A 23,716-nucleotide genomic window follows, 5' to 3' on the forward strand; every position below is an offset into this window, starting at 1 on the left:
AGATTAGTTATTTATCAATAAAAGCCTCCTTTCTTCTTTAGTGGTTTCATCTTTAATAAGTTTGAATCGGTAACCGCTGATATCGGATAATACTTTAAGCACTTCGGATAAGGGGAGGTCTTTCGGTATCTCGCCGTAGAGCTCATTATTCGGGATGGTATGTATGTCGATGTTGAAATTGTACCAACGGCTTAGTTCTAATAGGATGGTCTGTAGGCCGGTATGGTGAAAGACAAATATATTCTCTTTCCAGGCAATAGCATCTTCGGTAGAAGCGGTACTGACTTTCAATTGCCCTGATGAAGATAAGGTCGATTGTTGTCCCGGTTTTAACAGGGCGCTGGATGCCTGTGCCGCTGTATTGATAACACGTACGCTACCTTCTAGCAAGGTGGTCGTAATCAGTGGCTCGTCCGTATAGGCTTTAACATTGAAATGGGTACCCAGTACGGATACTTCCTGTACGCTACTGGCTACTTTAAAGGTGCTGTTAGACTGATGGGCTACTTCAAAGTAAGCTTCTCCGTCAAGCTGTACGCGGCGCTCCTGTCCGTTGAATCTGGCTGGATAGCGCAGTGTAGAGGCCGCGTTAAGCCATACCTTGGTGCCGTCGGATAGGGTAAGTTCGTATCTGCCTCCTTTTGGGGTATGTAGGGTCAAGGTCTGGCTCTCTTCTGGTCTCGATAAGATGGGGCTGCCGTCTTTGTATGTAATGGATTCTCCGTTCATAACGATCCCCGTCTCCTGTTCGCTAAGATCGATCGATTGACCGTTTTCTAAGGTAAGTATGGCTCTATTAGTGCCCGCCGGCAGGTCTGCAATCTCGGTCTGCGCTATCTCATTCTGCTGTTGCGTATCCGGCTGCCGAAGCAGTATGTAGTAGGTGCCTAATGATAGTAACAGTACTGCCGCCGCGGCTGTTGTTATTTTCTGGAAGAGCTGTCTTAGATTTTTATTTTTTGGCTGTTGCTCAAGTTCATTCTGTATTTTATCTGAAGTTTTTCTCCATACGGACGCCTTATCAACGTGCTGATAGTCCTGCATTTTTTGTTGCAGGATATCTTGTTGGTAAGTGCTGTCAAAATGCGCCCGGTTGTCCGCTTTTGACGTCAGCCATTTTTGAAGTTCTTGTTCTTCTATATCACTAATGGTACCCCGTAAATGGGCATTAATAAGATATGAAATGCGTAAGGCGGTTTCTATGGTCTCCATGTGGCAAAAAATATAGTCTTCTTACTTATAGAAACACCAAAGGAGGTACAAACGCTCGAAAGTATTTTGTTTTTTTTGAAAATAATTTAAGATGCATCGATCAAGAAGAGGAAGGCAAGCAAAATAAGGGAAGAAACTCCTTTTTTGAGCAATTGGGTTTTGAGGAGTTCAATTGCCCGCGCCTTGTGGCCACGTACAGTCTTGTCAGATATTCCTAAAATAGCTGCAATCTCGTCCGTTTTCTTGTTGTCGATATAGATCAGTTTGAATACTGCTCTGCATTTTTCAGGAAGTGATTCGATTTCGTCATCCAGTAGACTGAGGACCTCTGTCTCAATAATCTGGTAAAGGATGGTGTCTTCAGAACTTTCCAGTTGGGATAGATATAATTCCTGGGCCGAATTTCTCCGTTTTAAATTACGTAAATGATTTAAGCAGGCATTGCGACAGCTGATGTATAGAAAAGCCTTGATGTTTTGTAAAGTCTTAAATGTGGCACGTTGTTGCCATAACTTGTACATACAGTCGGCGACGATGTCTTCGGCCTGCAGTGCATCCTGTGTAATCGGGGTAGCAAAATAACAAAGGGATCGGTAGTGTATATCAAAGATATGGGCAAAGGATTTTTCATCTCCATTTTTGAAGGATTCGAAAAGATGCTCTTGGTCTTTGAGTGTCACTTGGGTCATTTTAACGTCTGTTTGAAAATAGCGGGGTGAATATACATATTAATTTTAAAATGGAGTTTTTATTGTGCTTTTAGGGGGAATAAGATGAGGGGTATGACAATTTGCCCTAAGGTGTATCAAGGTGCATTCGTCTAATGACTGGCTTTAAGCCTTGAATGTATATATGCTTGAAACTGAAATTTGAAAAGACCTATAGTTTCTTTTTTCTATTCTATAAGTTTTTTTGCAGGGAAATCCGGTCACCCAAGATCAGGAATGTATAATAATTTGTTGCAATATTGTTGCATTTGATTTTATTGTTTTTACATTTGCAATATTGTTGCATTTGAAGAAAAGAAGATCAAATACTTTATTTATACAACTATGCCAAATTACCACCTTTACCGAATACGGCCCTTCATTGGACTGTGTTATTTATTAATCCTATTGTTCTTTTCGTTTCGGGGAAACGCACAGGATCGGCACACCATACAAGGGCTTGTAACAGAAATGGTCAACGGACAGTCCAGGCCTGTCCGTTCGGCTTCTATCGTACTACAACCTTATGGATTTACAACGGTCAGTGATGCCAATGGTGCATTTTCATTTACTGCTGTACCAAATGGTGCAATACGGATGCAGATTTCATACGTAGGAAAAGTCACTGTCGATACCGTATTGCAGGTGCCACTTCGTTCAAAATTGGATATTTTACTTTCTGATCTTTCGTTTCGCTTACGCGAAGTGGACGTGCTGGCTCGATCCGCGGGTCAGGCTAAAGGATCTACATCGTATATCGGTCAGAATGCGATAGCGCATCTACAAGCCAATAGCCTGGCGGATATGATGTCTTTACTACCGGGAGGGCTTACGGCAAATCCCGATCTGACGGGTGCGAAACAGTTTAATATCCGATCGGTAGCAGACGGTGGCAGTGATGCAAATGCATTCGGGACGTCCATTATTATCAACGGATCTCCCTTGTCAAACAACGCAAACCTACAATCGTTATCACCAGTGATGACGGGTGGAGCTGCAGGCCTAGGAGGGGGAGGTATCCCCAGAGGCGGAATCGATACACGCAATATCCCGATGTATAACGTAGAATCAGTCGAGGTGATTCGCGGAATACCCGGAGCACGGTATGGGGATATCGCCTCGGGTGCTGTTATCGTAAACCAAAAGGCTGGGCGCCAACCGCTACTGGTCGAAGCCAATACCAACCCGAATGTGTACAGTATAAATGCCTCAAAAGGGATGTTGCTAGGGCAGGACCAGGGAGCGTTGAATATCGGAAGTACCTATGCCTACAATGTCAGTGATCCGGTGCAGTCCTATAGGTATTACCAACGCGCCTCTCTAGATGCTTTGTATAGCAATAGTTATCTCGCTAATCGTCTGTCGAACACGTTAGGGCTTACTTTGCATCTCGGTCGGGATAGCCGTAGACTCAATCCCGACGATGAAATCACCAGAATTCGATCGTCGGCTCAGGAGAAAGGTATCTCTATTAATACCCGAGGAAACTACAGAACGGAGAAAGACTGGTTGAGAAGCCTGGATTATGCAGCGAGACTGTCCTACACGCACAAGAGCGGGGACTATCAGGAACAGTATACTGCAGCTACCGCTGCTTATAGTATGACCTATCTGGACGGCACTATACTGAGCAATCAGCCTGGTCTTCGGCTTTATGATGCCAACGGTATCGAGATTACACGGATACCTGATGGCGAGGAAGATAAGTACGCTGTCTATCTGCCTAGTACTTATCTGGGCAAGCATCATATCGATGGGAAGGAACTCAATCTATTTTTAAATGCGGGAGCACAATTTTTCAATCGACTGGGCGCTACCGAGCATAGCTGGAATATCGGGGCTGATTACCGTTTGGATGCAAATAACGGGAGGGGTAAAAGTTTCGCCGATAGCCTTCCGCCATACCGCAACCTGCAGTATGTAAATTCGGCTTACCGCAACAGAAGCTACTTGGATGTTCCGGCTTTACATCAATTGGGACTTTATATAGAAGATAATATGGTTGCTCAGTTCAAGGGACATAACGTAAGTATAGCAGCAGGGCTACGTTACGATTATTTCGGACAAGGAAGGTCGGTATGGGCTCCGCGTATAAATGCTAGTATGGAAGTGCTTCCTGATTTATTGACTTTACGGGCTGGATACGGCGTGCTGGCCAAGGCGCCTAGCTTACTGTATCAGTATCCTGAGAATGCTTACTTCGACTATGTTAATGTTAACGAGATGGCCAGTGGCAGGGAGGATGCCGTATTTATGACGACAACGCGCGTGTTTGAAACCCAGAATCGGGAACTAAAGATTGAAACAAATGTCAAACGTGAGCTTGGGCTGGATTTTAAACTGGGCAAATCCAAACTGAATATCACGGGGTTTAAGGAAAACAGAGATAACGGCTATGGGATAGGTAATACGATCCAATCTTTCAGGCCGGTACAGTTTGTACAGTATGAACGAGTCAATAGTACTTCCTCTGCATTCAAGGAGATTTCTTCGGATGCTGTATTGGCGAAATTTAATAGGCCTCATAACAACAATCGGTTGGATAAAGCGGGAGTGGAATTTCAATTAGATCTGGCCCGTATCAACAGTATACGTACGCAGTTTGGACTGTACGGAGCTTATATCCGCCAGAAGGCCTATTCGGCTGATTATTTTTATTACGACGGACAGAGTGGAGCTGGAGCCAATAGCCGTACGCACATCGGACTGTATGAGCCGGAAATGACACAGGTGTATGACCGCTCTTTGGTCTCGACATTGAAAATGGTACATAATATCCCTAAGATAGGACTGGTGGTTACGCTTACGACGGATATCATCTGGAATGAATCCGACTGGACAGTGTACGGGAATGATTCTATTCCAGTTAAGTATATCAATAAGAATGATGGACAGGTTCATGATTTCAATCCCGAAAACCGCGAAAAACCAGAGTTCAAAGCTTTATTACGTCCTGTAGCCCGTACTATGGAAACGGTGGAAAGTTACCCACCAATGGTGAATTTTAATATCAATCTGACAAAGGAAATAAAGGATTTTATGCGGGTGTCATTCTTCGCCAATAATATGTTTCGCTACCATCAGGTGGTGCGTTCCGATAGGGTTCGTTCTGACTATCACCGTAGAAACATACCGTTCTTTTTTGGATTTAAAATGGGTGTCTATTTATAATGATTTATACAACAATGAAAACACTATATATGCTATTAAAAACAGGTGTTCTATTGTCTGCTGTGACGGTGCTATCCTGTGCAAAGATTAATACAGCCCTAGAGACAGATGATATCAAGTACATCCAGCTGGAGCTGGAGGCTCTCCCCATGCTGGCAGATATTAAATCTACGGCTGGTCTAAAGGTGGTATTGGAAAACTATACCGAAAAATACCGTATCGAACGTGAACTGAATGAAGGAACGACGAAAATTGATAGTATCATACCTGGGCGTTATAGTATCACGATATCGGGAGAGCTGGATAACGGTGGAGAGCGCTTCTTTTTGAACGGAAGTTTACCCAACTATATGTTGCTGCCTGGCAACGAAAAGGTACAGGTACATGTTGATGGCGCAAAGGTGGGACCGCTTGCTTTTACGGAAATTTTCTATGCGGGAACTTCTCCGTTTTACTTCAGGAACCAATTTTATGAGATTACGAACAACTCGGACGAACTGGTCTATCTGGATGGCTTGTATTTTGCCAATTTGCATCCTACGATCGCTACAACGACGCTACCGGTTTGGCCGGCAGAAGATCAAGGTGCGTATGCCTATGCACAGCGGATATGGAAGATTCCTGGATCTGGTCGGGACTATCCGATAAAACCCGGTGAGGCGGTAACTATCGCACAGTTTGCGGCCAACCACAAACTACCTCAATACAATCCAGACTCACCGATAGACTGTTCAAAGTCTGAGTTTGAATTTAATATGAACAACCCCAATTTTCCGGATCAGCCGGCAATCGATATGCAGCATGTATTTTATGATGGGCGAGCAGCCAAGGGTTCCGTACCCCAATACCTGACCTCTGTGTTTGGAGCGGCTTACATCATATTTCGTGTACCTGAAGATGAAACTTATGACCCAGTAGAAAATGCCAGTTTACAGACAAGGGATCTAGGTACGACTTCTGCCACGCGCTATGCTAAAGTGCCGCTGAAATACGTGGTGGACGCCGTTGAAGCTGGGCATAACGAGAGTATGATCAGTGCTAAACGGGTGCCGTCAGTGATAGACGCAGGAATGACTTGGGTAGGCGCTACGTATAATTCGCTAGGTGTAAGGCGTAAGGTAGCTGGCAGACGTGCAGATGGCAGTCCCATTTTTATGGATACGAATAATAGTACTGTTGACTTTGAAAGACAGGTAGTACTTCAGTTCCGTCATTACGGACAAGGAATACCGGCATGGTCTAACGCAAATTAATCTACCTACTACTATGTATAATATGAACATTTTTAAAGAGATCATTACTTGCGGTGTAGCAGGGCTTGTATTAGTAGCAGGGCTTGTATTAACGGTATCGTCCTTGTCGGCGCAGGAGATCGTACCGAAAAAAAATGTCTTTACGTTGGAGATGGGGGATTCGCTCGGGAGCTGGCGTAATAGCAGGAATGCCGCTGGTCTGAGCTGGGATAAGCCGATGGCCTTTTCCAGGATTCAGATGGACTATGCCTTGGAAGATGGAAACTTTAAACGTCCAGAAGCGCCGGCGCGTAGCAATAGCCAAGGGGTATATGCAATCGGAAATACCCATATCAAGGATTCTTATATCCAAGGATTTCTGTCTTATAACAGGCATAAGCGGGAGGATGCCTCTTTCAATGCCTCGCTGATCGACCCAACACGGGATATGCCTTATCGGGTGTTGGATAGCAATGCCAGTGATTGGATTAACCAACATTATAAAATGGGATTTGATTGGACAAGCCGTGTATTTCGTGACCGCTGGTCTGTGGGGGTAGTGATGAATTATGAGGCTTCAAGTGGAGCTAAACAACGGGACATCCGAGCAAACATCAGTTCGTATGCACTAGAGATATCCCCGGGGGTGGTCTACGCACTAACTTCGAAACAACGTATAGGTGCACACATTTCCTATAGAAATAGAAAAGAGGAGTCGGAAAATAGTAACGTCAATGTGTATGTGGATCAGGGCTACTATTTACATTATGGTCTAGGTCACGCTGTCCCGTATGTGGGTAGTGGTACCAATCTCAATTATAAGGGGGATACCTGGGGAGCTGGTCTACAGTATGAGGTAGAGGGGGATTGGGATCTATTCGTATCCTCCGCTTATGGTATAGGTGCAGAACGTGTCACCATGGGACTTTTGGAAACCCGAAGTGAGGGACTACTATTAAGGAAGGATATTTCGACGGAAGTTAGGGCCAAACGAATTACGGGGCAGCATGTGCATCGGATTACACTTGCTCATCGTTGGAATCGTACCGTCGGAACGGAATTCTGGAATGAATTTGTCTCCGGACTGGAAAGCGAAGGTTATGTAAACCGGTATCGGGCCAATCGTAGCCGCTATGGAGGGCAACAATGGAAGGCGAGCTATCTGTGGATGGATGGGACAGCTTGGGGATACCGATGGAAGATTGATGCTACTGTGGCTTATGAAAAAGAGAATGACCGCTATATCTTGCCGGAGTCAAGGATGAATATAGCGCATGTTGACTACGGAATTGGTCTTTCGAGAGCCTTTAGTTGGAGTGGATCTGTATGTGCTATCGGAGCTAAAGTCTGGAGGAAGCAAAATCTGACAGCGGACTACAGCTATGGGGGTAATAGACCTGATGAATGGCCGGTGACAGAACTGATGCAGGGTGATCTACGCTATCTAGGGGCCAGCTACTGGCGTGTAGATGTGCCGCTGACCTACACCTTTGCGCTACCAAAGGGCAACCAACAGGAACTGTATATCCGCGGAAATCTGTTTTGGATTGACCCCGCCGGAGCTGGGGTTACGAACAGAAAAGGTGGTGAGTTGGCCTTAGGAATGACATTTTAAGAACTAAACCGATCCGCCGCTTGGCAAATCATTTAATAATTATAGATATGTACAAAATACTTTTAATAGCATACTTTGGTTTACTATTGTTGGCGGGTTGTCGAGCAGTAAAGCCTGTTCAACTGAAAAATGAAATAATAGAACCCTCCATCGTACGGTTGAGGGATTCTATATTGCAGCAGGGGTTGGATGGGGAAGCCCTGTATACGTTGATGGGGGATATCAAACCCTTGAGCAGTGTAGTGGCTTTCTCCTTGCCTATAGGAAATGCAGATAGCAGTATGCGGCTGGATGAAGCGGTGCTACCGATCGATTCTTTGCGTTATCTGGCGCGTGTTAACCAAATACAGCAGGCAGTAGCGCTAATCGACCTACCGGATCTTAAGTTCGTTCTTGTGCCTTATCGAAGTGCATATTCAAAGAACAGGATACTACAGTTGAGTGTGATCCGAGTCTCCAGATTGGACAGTCTGTTAGAGGCTAAGTCACAGTTTTTTGGACAATATGGTTTTGTGCCGGGGACAGATCCTACAGTACTGCTCACAGTAAATGAGTATGAAAAGAAGTATGAGCGACTACGGGGTTATGGGTATCTTTTCGGTTATCCGGATTATGCGGTAGATTTCTTCGTTCTTGCCTTCCAGCAGTCTGACGCTACAGGAAAGCATGTAAACCGTAAGTTTTTTCATATACCGACTTTTGAAAAAGAGGAAGGTAATTTTGTGTATGCATACCCAATGGACTATACTCCCGGTCCGCAGGACTCTGCCTTATACCGCAGGTCTGAAACCGTATTGAAGGAATATAAACTACTGCGTAGCCGTTACATAAAGAGTGATAGTACGCTGAGTGCATATGAACTATTACGAGACATAGCGCAGAGCGAACGGTAGATGAAGCTATTCATAAAGGGAAGGTCTGGGAAAAAACTGGGCGTGAGTGCGGGTATAGCACTCACGGTCTCCAATATGGTTGGAACGGGGGCATTTACAAGTCTGGGCTATCAGCTGTATGACGGTAGCTCGGTGTGGTCTGTGGCTCTACTATGGATCTTAGGCGGGGGGACCGCTTTTTGTGGTGCTGTAGCGTATTATAACTTAATACTACGCTATCCTGGCTCTGGTGGTGAGACGCATTTTGTAACGCAAATGTACGGTAGGTCTTGGGGACATGCTGTCGCTTTACTGTCGATTGTCTTCGGCTTTATGGCTCCAATAGCATTGTCAGCCATTGCTTTTGCCAGTTATATGCGTACGCTAATACCTTGGGATCTAAAAATACTGGCCAGTCTAGCTATCGTGCTGGTCAGTCTAGTACACCTGTTGAGCCTAACGGTGCGCGGGGTTTTTCAGACGGGACTGGCGGTAGTTAAAATAGGAATGATCCTACTTTTTATCATAGGGGGACTGCTGCATATTGGTGATCCGAATACACTGAACTGGACTATGCAAAGTGAACAGCTCAGTCCTATCTTTACAGCGCCTTTTTTGGGAGCATTAATGTTTGTACATTATGCTTATTCAGGGTGGAACACAAGTGTCTATGTATTTGATCAATTGGAAAACAAGCGTACGGTTTACTTTTCTTTATTTCTTTCCGTAGTATTAGTTACTGTATTGTATGTGCTGTTGAATTTGGTATTTATGTGCAGTGTAGATGTAGACTTGTTGAGAGGAGTGACGGAAGTAGGACAGGTCGTAGGTAATGCGGTATTTGGCCCTGTATACGGCGGTGTCGTGGTGTCTATCATTGGTCTGCTACTGATCGGAAATGTAAGTGCGATGATCTGGGCGGGGGCGCAGGTGTCTTTAAGATATAAAGAACTTTTATGGAGCGGAGATACTTCTGAACGGAAGAATAGTTTACATCTATTAATCATTGCGGTAGGAAGTATCTTGTTTGTCTTGAAGTATGACTTTGAAGCGCTTTTATTGATTACTTCCTGTATACTGTCGCTTGTCTCCGTAGCTGTAGTCTTAGGCCTATTTTGGATTCCTCTAATACAGCGGAAACCGAATAATTTGACTCTCAGCACTAAGATATGTGTGATCTGCTATGCGGTAATGATGTTATCTTCCAGTATCTATGTTTTGCTTATTTCTAAGGAGTAAGGAGGTCGTTCGTCATTGCGAACGTAGTGAAGCAATCTCATTGTTAATAGAGGATTATCTATGATGAGCCCTTCGGGGTTGCTTCGCTTTATGTTATTCCGTTTGCAAAGACGACATCGTTTACAAACCGAGCTTCTGCAGGAAAAAGTACGTATTGTAAACCGCACGGTGCGAATATAAGACAGAAGCGATCGGTATGTGGTGTTTTTCGTAGATTGTCTGGTAGGATTCATTCGATAATAATGAAGTTTTCGGGTAGAGGCTCATTCCACAACAATCATGGTATAGTTGTTGGGACAATAAATTTTAGCCATCCGTATTAATTCGTTATTTTAGGATGGGCGTAATCTTTCGATTTTCAACTTAAAAACTACAACATATGATCCCTGCTGAGAAAGCCAGAGAATTTATAAACAAACATGATAGGATTGCTATTCCTAAGGAAGATTTTGAACGTTTTTCTGAACCTTATAGAATACTGGGGCTATATATAAGCAACCAGTTGTCTGAATATTATGACTACAGTGCCAATTTCCGTATTTATCAGGAGCAGTTTGGTACGGATCCGAAAACCAATCCCTGGAATACAAAGGAGGGAGGGGAGCTTGCAAACTTATTGTTCGGCGCTAAGATGGGACCTTACATCGTCCGGATATGGGACTTGATGGATAGCCTGCCTTTTCAGGATAGGTATAGCCGGAGACCGTTTCGGATAGATCCGTCAAGGGCGTATTCCAAAACGAAGCTGGGGAGGTTAAATTCGCTGTATTACGGTGGTTACACTTCTTTTAATACGATGGATCCGCTGGATCAGATGCAATACGATGTGTATCAGAATGTGCAGGATATCGGTCTGTATTATGCCTTATTATTGATGGATGAACCGCAGAAATATTACCCTCTGCTGGAGGAGATATTTTTAGGGGAGCATGAGATCGGAGGGGTATCGGCAGAGCTGATAAGGGCCTTGCTCCTGACGGAGGACGACGCTAACCATTTGTTGGTAGAGAAGTTGCTATTGGCGGCACAGCAACAGGAGGGATTGCGGCAGACCATACTGGAAACGCTGGATTTTACTTCGGTTAAAGCGCTGAAGCGTTTTATACGCCTGATTCTGGAGCATAATCTGGTGCGTTTTTCGTCGGTGGTACGAGCGGTGGATACTTGGTTCGGATTTGGGTGGGACGCTCCAAAGACAGCTACGATAAAGCGGACGCTGGAGTTGGCACTACAGTTTTTGGATCAGCCGGAGTTGGTCGAAGGGGCGTTGCATAGCAAGGATAATCTGGAATTGTACGTTGCGCTGTGGTCGAAAGCAATAGTCGATGTAGATGAAGCTAATACGCTTGTTGTTCGTGTTGTTACGGATGAAAAGAGTGCTTTGGAATCCAAGTTGGTTGCGCTGTTTTTTATGCGGGAGACCGCAAGGACGAATTCGGATTTAATAGATTATGCCGAAGCACATGTGGGTGAGGATATTGAGCTGGACTACTGGCTATTGGTCAATCTATTTCAGCACGATATGTCGGACGCGCTGATGGCGAAATATGTCGCAACAGCAGCCAAGTTGCCTTCAGCCGGAAAGAGCTATACAGAGAGGGCGTTCTCGTGGAAGAGCTATACGATAAAACCAGAATATATCTATGACGGCTTGTTTGACTATCTGCAGCCGCATCAATTCGTACTATTGGCGAATGACCTGGCCGCAGTTCCGTCCAGTTCGCGTGAAAATCTAATGCGAAAGTTATTCCCAGATCACTATACCTACAGTTGGTCGTTCAAGAATAATGGGGAGAAGGTCAGTCAGATGGATCTCCAGGAGGATGATTGGCAGCGCAAGGTGATCCGGCAGGCGATAGTGGATCGGAATACTTCTGTCTCGTTTACGGGGATTAATCTCATGCGGTCGGTATCCATTCTTGCGGAAGACGTTGCCTTATTGGAAAATTTGCTGACACGCAAAGGAAAGGATCTGCGGAAGGCTTCAATGGAGCTTTTGTTACAGCAACCAACGGATACCTTGAAAGATGTGTTGTCACGTTTGTTAGTTTCGTCGAGTGTAGATCAGCGTCTGGGCGGGCTTGAAATGTTGACGATGTTACAGGATGAGGCAGAATGGGATACCTTTATTCAGGAACAGAAGGACTTATATGCAACACGTAAAGTCGGAAAGAACGAATCTATTTTATTGGCCAAACTGGACAATACCGCTCAGGGAGCAGCGTTTACATTGGCGAATGGTTTTGGTGCGATAGACTATAGTGGACTGACGGATTTCAGATTGCCTAAACTTCAGTTTGAACAACCTAAAAAGAAGTTACTTAGCTTCAAGAAATCTGATTTTCTTTTCCCGGATCTGATCGATGTCAAAAAAACTGTCAAAGGGATCAATAAGCTCTATGCGCTATTCGATGAAAATAGGAAGACAGAGTATACATACGAAGGGTATCAGGGATCTCAGGAAACTGTAATGCTGATGAACTCGATAACCCATCTAAAACGTTTGGAAGATAACAGTGATCCGATGCTGCGACTGGACAATCTGCCTTTGGCTGATCTTTGGAAATCCTGGTATAAGGAAGCCGGGCTCAATGATTTTGAACTCTATGCTGTAATATGGTATATCAGAGGGGCATACAATAGGCAAGAGACTAAAGCGGAACTAAAAGCATTTCACTTGCAATACATTCCTGAATTTGAAGGGCTTAATTATGATAAGGTCAACTATTTCTATTATAGTGATTCGAACAAGATAATAACGATATTGACGCATCTGTTGGATGCGTATGCGGATAAGCCGACATGGGCGGCGTATAAGTTGGATGTTCTAGAGGATAGCATGGGACGCTTTCCAGAGGAGCTGAAAAGTATGACCTTTAATAATGTCGAATATTATTATAACCAGCAGCAGCTGTGGACTGATCTGATAGGAGCTATGTTCTATCCGATCATGGACGATGATTACGCGTACTATGATGAAAAGCAATTGTTGCGCCTGTATCAATTGCGGTTATATATCACCGGTCAGCAGCTGGCACAGGGACAGCCTATCGAAAAGATACAGGATGTGGTGCCTTTCTTAAAGAAGGTATTTGATACTTCTAATAACCTAAAAGTGGAGATTCCGGGTTTTGAACTGCTGTTCAAAGCGTATAGTCTGCAGTTACTAAATAACGATGATCTGCTATTTCTATCTCTTTTGAATAAGGATTTGTTTTTCCTGTTGGATGGGGGACAGAATTATCATACGCAACGCCTCAAGCATTATACCATGCCGGAAATCAATGGTCTGCTGAAGAAAAATATGCTGACGGTCGAACTGGAACGGGGCGATATGCCGACAGAAGCTTCGCCTTATATGGCTAAGATTCAGCAAGTGGAAGGAACCAGCTATTTTTTTGAGGTACTGCAACGTATAGGAAAAGAGAATTTTGATAGAGGGTATAGCTACGGTAGGGATACGGATAGAAAGTATACTTTTAGCCATATCCTAAAAAAATGCCGTCCTGCAGAAGAGGAGCTTTTTGAAGAATTTGCCAAGCAGCTTAAAGCCAGTAAACTGGAGAAGAAGCGGCTTGTAGAGGTATCCTGCTACGCTACGCAATGGGCGGACTGGTTGGGGGACTATATGCAGATACCAAGTCTGGAAGAGGCTGTATGGTGGTTCCTGGCGCATACGACGGACTATATGGATGCAGAAAAGGAAACTATTCTGTCGCGCTATTCGAATGTGCCTCGTAATGACTTCCAAAAAGGAGCGATCGATATCGATTGGTTCAAACGGGTGTATGGCAATCTGGGCAAGGCCAATTGGAAATTGCTGCACGAATCGGCCAAGTACCTGTCGGATGGTATGGGCTACCGTCGGGTGAAAACGTATTCGTCGGTACTATTGGGGGAAACCAAGATTACGGAGACCTTGAAAAAGATCAATGAAAAGCGTGATAAGGACTATGTCATGGCATTGGGACTGATCCCTATATCCAAAGCTAACCCGGAGGCAGATCTGCTGAAAAGGTATAATATATTGCAGACTTTCCTCAAGGAAAGCAAGCAGTTTGGCGCGCAACGGCAGGAGAGTGAAAAGAATGCCGTAGAGATTGGAATGGATAACCTGGCTCGGAATGCGGGATTTGACGATAGCGTCCGTTTTGTATGGGCGATGGAAGGCAAGGCCACACAGCAGATCATGCAGGAGTCGGTGGTCGAGGTGGACGATGTGCGGGTGGAGCTGATCGTGGATGAGGAAGGTAAGGCGGAACTGCTGGTGAGCAGAAAGGATAAAGCGCTGAAGAGTATTCCGGATAAATATAAGAAGAACAAGCTGGTCGAAGCACTGAAAGATGGAAAGACGTATCTGACGAAACAGTTTTCGAGAACTAAGCTGGCTCTGGAAAATTCAATGCTACGCAGGGACAGGTACTCGGTCGCTGAATTGAGGCAGATTATGGAACACCCGATCGTGAGGGCGATGCTGAGCAAGTTGGTACTCTATATGCCTACAACACAAAAGGCGGGCTTCTGGTCGGAGTCTGGTCTGATGGATACCGATGGCAAGGGCATAGCGGTGACGGATACGGACGAACTGGTGATTGCGCACCCTTATGATTTATTCCATTCGGTACAATGGGATCTTTTCCAGCGCTATCTCTTTGTTAACGAGATGAAGCAGCCTTTCAAGCAGGTCTTCCGGGAACTGTATGTACCTACGGCAGATGAAATGGAGCAACGCACGCGATCGACCCGCTATCAGGGACATCAGATACAGCCACAGAAGACGGTAGCGCTATTGCGCGGACGTGGATGGACGGTAAGCTACGAAGAGGGATTGCAGAAGGTGTTTCATAAAGAAGGTTATCTGGTAACGATGTTTGCTATGGCGGACTGGTTTACACCATCGGATGTGGAAGCTCCGACACTGGAACTGATTTGTTTCTACTCGCTAAAAGACCGGTCTTTATTGCCGTTTGATGCTATTGATCCGGTCATCTTTTCGGAGGTAATGCGGGATATGGATCTGGTAGTGTCTGTAGCGCATGTGGGCGAGGTGGATCCAGAGGCTAGTCACAGCAGTATGGAGATGCGGGCGGCACTGGCACGCGAAAGTGCGCAGCTATTTGGCCTGGATAATATTGAGGTTAAAGATCGTCATATTCTGGTGCGTGGGGAACTGGCGGAGTACAGTATACACTTAGGCAGTGGTATGGTGAGCAAAGGAGGAAGACAGCTCTCGATTATACCGGTGCAGAGTCAGCATAGGGGAAGGGTGTTCTTACCGTTTGTAGATGATGATCCGAAATCGGCTGAGATAATAAGTAAGATGCGCTACCTGGCTCAGGATAATAAGATTAAGGATCCAACTATTCTGGAACAGATTAATGCTTAACTGATGGAGCTGACTTTACAATTGAAGCGACTGGGCAAGAAGAGGGTGATCAACGTCCCTTATCAGCTGGAAGTGGTGCCCGCTACCTTGAAAGAGCTGATAACGGAATGTGTAAAGAATGAAGTACAACGGTACAATCAAAAGAGGGAGGAGATACCACTGGTCTCCTTCCTTAATCCACAACAGATAGGAGAACAGGCGGAAGGGGGAAAGATTGCATTTGGTGATATTGATAACCTGGAAGAGGTAGCTATAGAGAAGGCCTTGGATACGGCGATGCAGGCTTTTGAAGATGGCCTGTATGTAGTTTTTGTGGATGGTATGGAGCTTAAATCGCTGGATGCTCCAATGCAGCTTCAGGATAAGAGCGAGGTCGCTTTTATACGGCTGACGTTTCTAGTGGGGATGAGGTATTGAGTTATCGGATGATGGAGGTTATGAAGTTATCAGGTTATCGAGTTAACAAGTGTATTGTTTCTACGTCATTGCGAACATGGCGAAGCAGTCTGTGAGGGAGGACATGGTGAAGGTATTGAGTTATCAGGTTAACAAGTTATCGAGTTAACAAGTGTATTGTTTCTACGTCATTGCGAACATGGTGAAGCAATCTGTGAGGGAGGACATGGTGACGGTATCGAGTTATCAGGTTAACAAGTTATCGAGTTAACAAGTGTATTGTTTCTACGTCATTGCGAGAGGAGAAGGTGCCTGTCCCGCCTGTCCCGAAAATCGGGAACTTATTTCGGGAAAGCAGTCTGTGAGGGAGGACATGGTGACGGTATTGAGTTATCGAGTTAACAAGTGCATTGTTTCTACGTCATTGCGAACGTAGTGAAGCAATCTATGAAAGAGGAGGTGGTGAAGGTATCGAGTTATTCCCGATGAAAAATCGGGACTTCGTTTCACTACGCAGGTTAACAAACGAAATAAAGAAAAAGCCCCGATTATCGGGGCTTTAACGATTAAACTATAGTAAAAATTAGTAAACGCTTATGGATATGTGGATACGACTTTGCTGACTTTCCATCCGTCAGTAGATTGTACCATAGTAATATAGTCGACACGGGTGAAGTTTTCGAATTTCATGGATACTTTGGCTACGGAGGTTTTGCCTGCTTGGTCTAATATCTCATAGTCGGTGGAGCAATTGTATTTGATACCTTTGTTTGCTTTTAAGAAACCTAAATAGGCTGCTCTATCGTACGTGTCGTTGCTTGCTGAATTGAGGTACTCAAAATCTGCTGTGAATAGGTGCTTATTGAAGTCCGTATTGCCCGAAGTGATAGCCTCTGCATAAGTAAGGACTATTTTGTTAGCGGTTACGTTTTTTAGTGGGTTGACTGTTTCTCGCGCTGAGGCGTTAAATCCAGATGCGAATGCAAATAAGCTGGCTGTGATGATGGCGATGAGTTTGTACATGGTTGCTTTTTTTTGTTATGTCTTTTGTCTATTAATCTATTTCCTTTGTTGATAGGACGCTGGATGTTTTTAAATGGTTGCGTCTGCTATCGTTTTTTATTTCTTATTTGTTGACTCAAAAGTAGGAGAGAATGTGGAGGAGGGAAATGGACTTTCGACCAAAGGATTTTATTTTTCGGTGAAAAGCGGAAATGATTAGGTGAAAATTCCCGGTAAGGGCTGTAAAAAGCAAAGGAGCCTTTATGGGGCTCCTTCACGTTGGTATATTCTTTAGGTAGTTATTGTAGTAGGCCTAGTAGTTCTTCCCTTAATTTTGGATCGGATGGACGGTTGGCATTCGGTGATACGACATTTCCTTCGGGATCTAACAGTATAAATCTTGGAATGGCATTGATGTTATAAAGCTGTACAAAGTCAGTGTCAAAGGCTTTGTCGGATATAACCTGTACACCTCCCAACTGTTTTTCTGCTACGTAATCTTTCCATTTTTGCTTGTCTTTTTGGTCATCAAGGGATAAGCTGACAAAAGTGATATTCTTGCCGTGTAGCTCTTTTTCTAATTTGATCAGATGTGGGATTTCCATTTTACATGGACCGCACCAGGTTGCCCACACATCGATATACACATACTTGCCACGTAAATCGCTCAGCTTGCTCTGTCCACCCTCAATGTTTTCGAAGTTGAAGTCGGGCGATGGTTTACCTTTACGGACTGCCATCCGCTTATTGTATATCGCTTCCATTTTTGGGTGGTACGTTGAATTGGCAGGATTGTTCATGAAATCATGGTATAGTTTGTCGGCTTCGGCGTCCTCTTTGATCAGTTTGAGGTACGCGCTGGAAAATTGGTAGCGGTAGTGTCCACCTATGGTAGGGTCGTTAAGCTGGGTGTTGGCAATATGAATCTGTGCAAGCTGCATGTTTTCAAAACCTTTGCTGCCCAGGAGTCCACTTTTGTAAACGCGATCCGATATCCAGCTGTCCAAGAGGCTGCGGTAAGCTGAGGATTGATTAAAGGATTGTACATCGTCGAGCTGTAACATAACGTAGTTCAATGAATCAACAAGTTTCCGTTCTTCGCTTGTAAATGTCTTGGTGTGAGCGGATTTGTAAGCGGAGTCCAATAGTGCCGGTGCATTGGGAGCGGTTCGGTCCGAACTATCCATGAAACGATAGAAGTTGGCCAGTTTGACAGAATCGGCACCATAGTAGATCCGATAGCTGCGTATGGCTAGACCTGTCGCAAAGGCAGCCTCTTTTTTAAGTGTGGAAGCAAAAAAATCATCACTGCTACCTGCTGTTTGTTTTGCTACAAAAGCTCCGTATTTGTCGATCTGGGAAAGGAAATCAGGAACATTCATGGCGTAGGCCTTGAATAGCGGACCATCGGCGGAGCTTGGAATAAACCGGCCCAGTGATTGGCGGCTGGTATAGAGTTTTTGGTTTTCAGCAGCACCTTTTCCCTTAAAGGTCTTTTTGCCATTTTTGTCGACCGTAACCTGTAATTGGTAGTCGGGGGCAAGATAGAGTTCTCCGACTTTTTCAAGACGGTATAATCCGGGCTGAAGAGTAGGGAATGTAGCTTTGAAAGTCCCGTCTGCGGCTAGCTCAATAGATTCTTTATAGCCATTGACCTGCGATAGGGTCAAGGTCTGTTGTTGGGCGTCGGTATTGGAGATGCGCCCCTTAAGACTAATCTCCTGTGCATGTATCACTGTGCCAATTGTGGATAGGCCTAATGTGGTTAGTAGCAGCTTTAATTTATTATTCATAGTTATAAATGTTGAAATTGTCCCTGTGCTTGGATAGAGCCATGTACAGGGACAAAGAGTCTTTAATTATTCTTCGTTGAGGGTTATGCCTCTGTTAAATTGTTGTACCCGTGCAGGAATCTGGAAGGTGTACTGCTTGCTGCCAGGGGCTAATGTAGCCATTACCTTTCCATTGGCCGGGTCTATACGCTGTACAGTAGGCATTCTGTTTTCCCGATCTAGGCGTTTCATATCCATCCATCTTGGGCCTTTGAAAGCCAGCTCCCGTCTCCGTTCGGCAAGTACTACCTTTAGCGCGGCTTCTTTATCGTTGGCGGATAAGGGTACATAGGCTGCTTTTAGGATACGTTTTTTGCGAAGGTTGTTGACTATTTCCAAAGCTTCTGCTACTTTGCCCCCGCGTGCTAGGGCTTCAGCTTTGCTAAGGTATATCTCCGGGTAAGAGATACCTAAATTGGAACGTCCCGCTGGTGACACGTAAAAGATACCGTTGTTATTTGTTTCCGAAAAGAGAAAATAACGTAGGTCATCGCTGTTGTAATAGCTTTTAAGGTCATCGGAGTAAAGCATGAATAATGGTACAGAGTAATCGCTAGAACCCTGCATCCATACGCATTCGGGACCAACTTCTTCTTCCGGAAGTTCGTAGACATCGTTATAATCGTTGTAGTCCATAAGCGTGTGGGGATTGGCTAAGGTACGGTCAGCAAAAGATAGCGACTTTTCGTAGTTGCCAAGATATAGGTGTACCCTTGTCAATAAGCCCAGTGCCCCCTTTTGTGTAACACGGTAACCGTTTTTGTTTACTTTTGGAAGGTGTTCTATGGATGATTCAGTATCGTTAAGAATCAAATCCACGACTTCCTGTAGCGTGGCGCGTTGTGGAATCGCATCGGTTACATTGGTACTGTTTACCAAAGGTACCCCCGGTAGGGAGGCTGCAGTCTGCGGATCGTAGGCTTTAGCAAAGGCCGTAAGTAAGTGGAAATAGGCAGATGCTCTATTCACTTTCGCCTCTGCAACAAGCTGCTGTTTCTGGCTGTCCGAACCATTGGTGGTATTGGGAACCTGACTAATAATCACATTACAATGGTAAATGAGGGTGTAGTAGGGACCCCAGATTACAGGTGGTTCGAGTTCGTTGGGATCTAGTCCCGGACGCCAGTAGTAAGAATTGGCCTGAGAGGAGCGGTTGTACTCGTCGTACAGGTCAAAAAAGTCGTCTGTCGTATAGAGGAGCTCCGGCGGAAACGCTAATGTCATCTGCTGTGAAAATAACATTCCCTCATAATCTTCTATCTTATCAGGTATGATAATGCCCTTGGGCTTGACTTCAAGAAAGTTGTTGCAGCTACTGAGGAATCCAACTAAGATCCCGATAGACACTAAAAACAAATTGGCTTTGATTGTTTTCATGGGATTAAAATTTGGCAAATAATGAAATACTGTACATCGGAGGCTGACTCAGTAACCTGCGTTGCCCATTTTGTTTGTCGATGGCCTCTGGATCGATGCTGTTGTCGCTGAATGTATAGCGCCAAGGGTTCTGTGCCTGAAGACGGATCTGCGTCTGGCTCAGGCCCATCTTGCTGAGAAATGCTGCACGGGCATTGTACGTCACGACTACGTCGCGCAGTCGGATGTAATCCGCACGTTTGACATATTCGGCAGCGTACTGATAGCCATACAAGGAGTATGAACTGAAGTACAATGGGTTTGAGGCATTGCCGCGAGGGAATCCTGGAATACGGGTGCGGTTCTCGTCGCCAGGCTCGATCCAGAAATCGGTACCTCCTGCAAGTAGATTGTTGGAAGCGAGGTTGCCCAGATTATTTGGATTGGGCTGTTCGACTCGCATCACATGGCCTCCATAATACATCAGGAGGGCACTGAGTTCCCAGTCACCTATACGCACACGGTTATTAAGGCCTAGTACACGTTTGGGGGTAGTAGTTCCACTGTATACTAGGTCGTCGAACAGGACATCAACTGCGTTATTACCATAGAAGTTGAGTACACGGGGTATATTCTCCTTGTTATAGACGAAAGGTTGACCGCGTTCGTTAAGACCGCCATAATTGTAGCTGAACACGGCATCCATCGGGTAGTCTTTACGGTTGACACCTTTGCTGACGATAAGCTGACTGTTGCTGTATTCTGTTGTCTTGACGGCAGTCACATTATTGTGGTTGAATGATGCGGTCAGGTCCGTATGCCATTCAAACTTGGGCTTACGGATATTGGCCGAACTGATGATAAACTCTAATCCCCTGTTCTGTATCGATGCGGTATTGGCATTGTATTGATTAAAACCACTGGTCGGATCGGCATCGTATAGGCCAAAAAGGTCAAAAGAGTTTTTGATGTAACCATCTACTGAACCTGTGATTCTATTGTTCCATAATCCGAAGTCTATACCCGCATTATAATTCCGTGTTGTCTCCCAGCGTATAGACTGGTTTTCGGGAGTGAGGATATTGTTGGCAATAACAGGCTCGTAGGGAACCATATTCAAACGGGACTGTAAGATGAGGAACGGACCGCTGTCACTAGCAGGTACATTACCATTGAATCCCATGGAAGTTCTTACTTTTAACTCACTGAGCCATTCTTTGTCTGCTAAGAAGCCTTCTTTATGTGCCAGCCAGCTTAAGCCTGCAGACCATAAAGGTTTGTTTTTGTACTTCTTGTCGACTCCAAATAGGTTGGACTGATCTAGACGTAGACTACCTGTGGCGATGTATTTGCCACTATAGATATAAGTGCCACTCATGTAATAGGACATAAAACGGGTATCGTGATGTGTCTCACCGATATAATCGTCCATATTGAAGGGGAACAGCATTTTCCCGACCTCGGGAAAGGCCGGGAAAGAAAGACCGCCTAGCGCCTGATAGTTGACTGGTTTGGAAACTAATACCTGGCCATCGTATCCAAAGAAGGAATTTCTGGAACCTGTACGCAGTATTCTTCGTTGTTCTATACCAGCGATTCCACTCAGTTCGTGTTGGTCACCACCGAATCTATGATTGAAGTTGAGTTGTCCACGTAGGGTATACGAGTTTTCTCTCAGGTGATTGCGGGTCAGTTGATCACCACGTGGGATGTCAAGGAACTCTGGTGCTCCTGTCAACTTGTTTTTGCGTGCCCGACTGTTGATTATGGCGCGTAGTTGATAGGCTTCTTCTGTGGTGAGTTTATCATTGACGCCGCTGTTGCTTTCGAATACACCGCCTATCTCGGCCGAAAGCCAGTCGTTGATTTTGCCATTGAGGCGTCCCTGTAAACGGGCAATGGAACTGTTGCCTTTTTGTGTATTGGCATAGGTCTCGGCGTAAGGATAATAGTATTGATCATACAAGCCGAGGGTCAATAGTTTTTCATTACGCTCTGGCGTAACTGCATATAACAAATTGTCTCGTCTGGGACCTAATTTGACGGGTAGGGCATTGCCCTGCTCATCTACCAGACGCTCGTAGGCGTAAAAGTTGTGATAGTCTACACGTCCACCTCTGTCGTTGGTCTTGTAGGTGTATACAGCGCGCAAATCGGCTGTAAGGCGCGAAGAGAAGTTGTACGTATTGGCAAGGTTTATATTGACCTGTTTGTTCTTGTCGCCAACATTATTGAGGCTCTCGCCCATGTAATTGACTCCTGCCAGATAGGTACTCTTGGCGCTACCTCCGCTTATATCGAGATTGAGGTTGCTGCTGTGCTGTTGTTGGTAGAATAGCTTTTGGTAGTCCTTTGCATTATCATACGAGGCCAGTTGAGAAAGCTTATTATTGGCATCTTGTTCTGTAATACGGCCTGCCGCTTTATCAAACATGATCTCGTATACCGGATTCTTGACATAGCCTAGTAGTTCGTAGGTTGTTTCAGAGGGTTTTAAAAGTTCAAATTGCTTGCGCTGTACGTCGACAACCTCTGATGCTGGTGCGAAATTAAGATAGGAGAAATCGGGACGGGAGCGGAAGCCGTAGGTTGCGCGTACATTGACACGTGTTTTGGAATCCTGTTTACCACGACGCGTTTCTACGACAATAACCCCATTGGAGGCCCGTACACCATATATGGATGCGGCAGCGGCATCACGTAGTACGCTTATAGAAACAATATCATTGGGGTTGATCGTAAATAAATCCATCTCCATAGGGAACCCATCAACGACGATCAGAGGTTGCTTAACCGCGTCGAATGTGGATACACCACGGATGGAAAGCTCTCCAGACTGGCTATTGTAGACGAGTCCGGGGATTTTACCTTCGAGGTTCTCAAGAAAATTTCCCGATACAGAAACGCGCTGGTCGTAGGTGGCCTCATTCATTACGGTAGCGGCTCCGGTCAATCTGGTTTTGTCTATCTTTTGATAACCTGTATTGACCAGTACCTCCTGTATCGCAGAGGAGACACCTCGCAGTTGAATGTCACCCAGGTTGGGTTTGACCCGTAGCTGGGTTGGTTCGTAGCCAAGATAGGAAATAGATAGTGTAGCGTTTTCGGGTACCTGTTGGATTTCGAAGTAACCTAAGCTATTGGTTAAGGCAGCGATATCACGGCCGATTACACGAACCGAAGCCCCAGGAATAGGTCGCTGTAACGAATCGATCACTCGACCCTGTACGCGGATGGTGCCTTGCTGGGCTTCGTCAAAGTTTTTAGGGAGCGTCTTGTTGGAAGTTGCAGGCAATGCTACCCGTGTTAAGACTACGGTTTTGTCCTCTATCTTAGCGTGTAACGGTTGGTCCTGTAATACTAGATTTAAAAAATCGGGCAGGGGCATGTTCTTAACATCTATGGAAACTGGTTTGGCACCCGCTAGATGTGCAAGGTCTACATAGACGGCGTAACCTGTCTGTTGTCGGATAGAACGGATCACATCCTCCAATTTTGCTTGCTTAACGCGAAGCGTAACAGACTGAGAAAAGGTGGAGGCACTGACGTGTAATAGGCCCACCGATAGAAAGAGCATTAATAGCTTCATGACCCTAGTTAAGTAACGTATATTCATTAACTTTGTTAAGGTTTAGGTAAAAAATAAGTTAGTTTTCATTTAGACCATTTGAGGGGAGTGTTGGTAGCACTTCCCTT

General features: G+C 45.1%; 13 protein-coding genes. 7 read left to right on the plus strand and 6 right to left on the minus strand.

The genetic code is table 11. From position 1 onward, the window contains the following. Positions 1-3 precede the first annotated feature (3 nt). Both JKG64_RS01970 and JKG64_RS01975 read right to left on the minus strand, forming a co-directional pair. Positions 4-1,212, minus strand: a complete 1,209-nt coding sequence (locus JKG64_RS01970; protein ID WP_210352663.1) for a FecR family protein — start codon at positions 1,210-1,212, stop codon at positions 4-6. An 86-nt stretch (positions 1,213-1,298) separates the two neighbouring features. Beyond that, positions 1,299-1,901 carry an RNA polymerase sigma factor gene (locus JKG64_RS01975; protein ID WP_210352664.1) on the minus strand — a complete coding sequence of 201 codons (603 nt, stop codon included), beginning with the start codon at positions 1,899-1,901 and terminating at the stop codon, positions 1,299-1,301. 363 nt (positions 1,902-2,264) lie between these two features. Here JKG64_RS01975 and JKG64_RS01980 point away from each other — a divergent pair, with 363 nt between their 5' ends. The 7 genes from JKG64_RS01980 (at position 2,265) to JKG64_RS02010 (ending at position 15,851) form a co-directional block, all read left to right on the plus strand. Then, entirely contained in the window at positions 2,265-5,090 is a 2,826-nt protein-coding gene (locus JKG64_RS01980) for a TonB-dependent receptor (RefSeq protein ID WP_210352665.1), read from the plus strand. A 14-nt stretch (positions 5,091-5,104) separates the two neighbouring features. Then, positions 5,105-6,343: a DUF4876 domain-containing protein gene (locus tag JKG64_RS01985; RefSeq protein ID WP_210352666.1), complete on the plus strand. Its 1,239-nt coding sequence runs from the start codon at positions 5,105-5,107 to the stop codon at positions 6,341-6,343. Positions 6,344-6,365: 22 nt separating this feature from the next. After that, positions 6,366-7,937: a DUF6850 family outer membrane beta-barrel protein gene (locus tag JKG64_RS01990; RefSeq protein WP_210352667.1), complete on the plus strand. Its 1,572-nt coding sequence runs from the start codon at positions 6,366-6,368 to the stop codon at positions 7,935-7,937. Positions 7,938-7,984: 47 nt separating this feature from the next. Then, complete coding sequence (locus tag JKG64_RS01995; protein ID WP_210352668.1) at positions 7,985-8,830, plus strand: hypothetical protein; 846 nt, start codon at positions 7,985-7,987, stop codon at positions 8,828-8,830. Then, the gene (locus JKG64_RS02000; protein ID WP_210352669.1) at positions 8,831-10,048 is read left to right on the plus strand and encodes an APC family permease; all 1,218 of its coding nucleotides are present in this window, start codon (positions 8,831-8,833) and stop codon (positions 10,046-10,048) included. Between the two features lie 379 nt (positions 10,049-10,427). Then, positions 10,428-15,434 carry a DUF4132 domain-containing protein gene (locus JKG64_RS02005; protein WP_210352670.1) on the plus strand — a complete coding sequence of 1,669 codons (5,007 nt, stop codon included), beginning with the start codon at positions 10,428-10,430 and terminating at the stop codon, positions 15,432-15,434. 3 nt (positions 15,435-15,437) lie between these two features. Further along, positions 15,438-15,851, plus strand: a complete 414-nt coding sequence (locus tag JKG64_RS02010; RefSeq protein ID WP_210352671.1) for a hypothetical protein — start codon at positions 15,438-15,440, stop codon at positions 15,849-15,851. A gap of 573 nt (positions 15,852-16,424) precedes the next feature. Here the strand turns inward: JKG64_RS02010 and JKG64_RS02015 are convergent. From JKG64_RS02015 to JKG64_RS02030, 4 genes are all read right to left on the minus strand, one after another. Continuing rightward, positions 16,425-16,853: a nuclear transport factor 2 family protein gene (locus JKG64_RS02015; protein ID WP_210352672.1), complete on the minus strand. Its 429-nt coding sequence runs from the start codon at positions 16,851-16,853 to the stop codon at positions 16,425-16,427. A 278-nt stretch (positions 16,854-17,131) separates the two neighbouring features. Beyond that, complete coding sequence (locus JKG64_RS02020) at positions 17,132-18,625, minus strand: TlpA family protein disulfide reductase (protein ID WP_210352673.1); 1,494 nt, start codon at positions 18,623-18,625, stop codon at positions 17,132-17,134. Positions 18,626-18,691: 66 nt separating this feature from the next. Then, on the minus strand, positions 18,692-20,041 hold the full coding sequence (locus tag JKG64_RS02025) for a RagB/SusD family nutrient uptake outer membrane protein (RefSeq protein WP_210352674.1): 1,350 nt from the start codon (positions 20,039-20,041) through the stop codon (positions 18,692-18,694). Positions 20,042-20,045: 4 nt separating this feature from the next. Beyond that, complete coding sequence (locus JKG64_RS02030; RefSeq protein WP_210352675.1) at positions 20,046-23,609, minus strand: SusC/RagA family TonB-linked outer membrane protein; 3,564 nt, start codon at positions 23,607-23,609, stop codon at positions 20,046-20,048. Positions 23,610-23,716 lie beyond the last annotated feature (107 nt).

Source organism: Sphingobacterium tabacisoli, from assembly GCF_017908035.1.
GTDB classification, from domain to species: domain Bacteria; phylum Bacteroidota; class Bacteroidia; order Sphingobacteriales; family Sphingobacteriaceae; genus Sphingobacterium; species Sphingobacterium tabacisoli.

Bases quoted from the DNA above. Each gene is read 5' to 3' on its own strand.
- JKG64_RS02005 (WP_210352670.1), top strand. From the start codon at position 10,428: ATGATCCCTGCTGAGAAAGCCAGAGAATTTATAAACAAACATGATAGG.
- JKG64_RS02025 (WP_210352674.1), bottom strand. From the start codon at position 20,041: ATGAAAACAATCAAAGCCAATTTGTTTTTAGTGTCTATCGGGATCTTA.
- JKG64_RS01970 (WP_210352663.1), bottom strand. From the start codon at position 1,212: ATGGAGACCATAGAAACCGCCTTACGCATTTCATATCTTATTAATGCC.
- JKG64_RS01975 (WP_210352664.1), bottom strand. From the start codon at position 1,901: ATGACCCAAGTGACACTCAAAGACCAAGAGCATCTTTTCGAATCCTTC.
- JKG64_RS02030 (WP_210352675.1), bottom strand. From the start codon at position 23,609: ATGAAGCTATTAATGCTCTTTCTATCGGTGGGCCTATTACACGTCAGT.
- JKG64_RS01980 (WP_210352665.1), top strand. From the start codon at position 2,265: ATGCCAAATTACCACCTTTACCGAATACGGCCCTTCATTGGACTGTGT.
- JKG64_RS02020 (WP_210352673.1), bottom strand. From the start codon at position 18,625: ATGAATAATAAATTAAAGCTGCTACTAACCACATTAGGCCTATCCACA.
- JKG64_RS01995 (WP_210352668.1), top strand. From the start codon at position 7,985: ATGTACAAAATACTTTTAATAGCATACTTTGGTTTACTATTGTTGGCG.
- JKG64_RS01985 (WP_210352666.1), top strand. From the start codon at position 5,105: ATGAAAACACTATATATGCTATTAAAAACAGGTGTTCTATTGTCTGCT.
- JKG64_RS02010 (WP_210352671.1), top strand. From the start codon at position 15,438: ATGGAGCTGACTTTACAATTGAAGCGACTGGGCAAGAAGAGGGTGATC.
- JKG64_RS02000 (WP_210352669.1), top strand. From the start codon at position 8,831: ATGAAGCTATTCATAAAGGGAAGGTCTGGGAAAAAACTGGGCGTGAGT.
- JKG64_RS02015 (WP_210352672.1), bottom strand. From the start codon at position 16,853: ATGTACAAACTCATCGCCATCATCACAGCCAGCTTATTTGCATTCGCA.
- JKG64_RS01990 (WP_210352667.1), top strand. From the start codon at position 6,366: ATGAACATTTTTAAAGAGATCATTACTTGCGGTGTAGCAGGGCTTGTA.